Origin of the sequence: Citrobacter sp. wls718 (genome assembly GCF_005280945.1) — a bacterium.
Taxonomy (GTDB): domain Bacteria; phylum Pseudomonadota; class Gammaproteobacteria; order Enterobacterales; family Enterobacteriaceae; genus Citrobacter; species Citrobacter gillenii.
Window position 1 is genome coordinate 1 of record NZ_SZWV01000080.1, and the last position, 1,380, is coordinate 1,380.

Below are 1,380 nucleotides of genomic sequence, written 5' to 3' on the forward strand. Positions count from 1 at the left end.
AAATTATTGTACTATAAGGGCTTCCCCGGCATGTCAACGCCGGTGTTTACGGTTTCTGTCTGCACTATAGTAAAAAAATAAAGGGGAGAGACTGCGGTACTATAAACGGTCATGATGAATCGTCATCGATTCGGACCCTGATGAAAGACGCTCGTGAGGCTCTAGTTCGTTAGTCGGGTACACTTGCCCTGTACAATAAGCAGATATACCTCACGGGGTCTAACCCTTTATCATCAACGAGTTGCAGAACAGATGGTCATACAGCTTTGTACTTTAGCTGGCTGAGTACAACCTGAAATCATCACCGTAATGCAATGATGCCCAGCACAGTCTTGCATTTTTGGCAGCGATGGCAACAACAGCGCGCCAGTATCCTCTGCGTTCGACCAGTGAGCAGACCCAACGACTGAATAAATCAGTCCTTTTCTCCGCCCCGATCAGTACCGAGCGGGCACCCTGAACCAGAAGTGTTCTCAGATACGAATCGCCAGCTTTCGTTATCCTGCCAAGCTTCGACTTTCCGCCGCTGCTGTACTGCGATGGTGTCAGTCCCAGCCAGGCTGCCAGCTGGCGCCCATTCTTAAAATCATGTGCATTACCGATACTGGCGACCAGCGCACAGGCCGTTGTGGGGCCAACGCCCTTCAATTCCATCAGCCGCTGACTGCGATGATCTGTTTTGGCCATGCGGGACAAAATTCGGTCATATTCAGCGATGTTATCTTCAATGCGAGCAACGTGCTCCAGCAAATCATCAACACATTGCTGAACCTGAAGTGGTAAAGAATTCTTCTGCTCAAAAACTATGTGGCGCAGGGCATCTGTACTTTGTGGGGCGATAACGCCGAATTCAGATATCAACCCCCGGAGACGATTATATGTTGCTGTTTTCTCTTCGATAAAACCCTGTCGGGTACGATGCAGACACTGCATTGCCTGCTGGCTCTCATCCTTAACCGGCACAAACCGCATATGTGGGCGACGAACCGCCTCGCAGATAGCCTGAGCATCAGCTGCATCATTTTTCCCTGATTTACCAGCCATGCGGTAAGGCGATACAAATTTAGCGGCCATCAGACGCGGCTCATGACCATACTGCCGAAACAGTCTTGCCCAGTAATGAGCCCCGGAGCACGCCTCCATCCCGATAACACAGGGCGGCAAACCAGCAATCAGCCCGGGAAGAGCTGCGCGGGTTACTCTGGATTTAACCAGAACGGTTTTGCCATTCTGGTCAACGCAATGAACAGCGAACACATTTTTAGCAAGATCGATACCGACAGTAGTAATGGTCATAACGAATCCCTCCGGGGTTGTGTTTACCCCATGATTGCACAAGAGTTAATCAGGCGCATAATCAGGGGAAGTCCCTTCCATTCG

1 protein-coding gene is annotated in these 1,380 nt (G+C 50.4%); it reads right to left on the reverse strand.

Annotated features, from left to right (window positions below):
- Positions 1-273: 273 nt before the first annotated feature.
- Positions 274-1,296 (reverse strand): IS110 family transposase, encoded by a 1,023-nt coding sequence (locus FDW95_RS16300; RefSeq protein ID WP_001567660.1) that lies wholly within the window; start codon positions 1,294-1,296, stop codon positions 274-276.
- Positions 1,297-1,380: the final 84 nt, after the last annotated feature.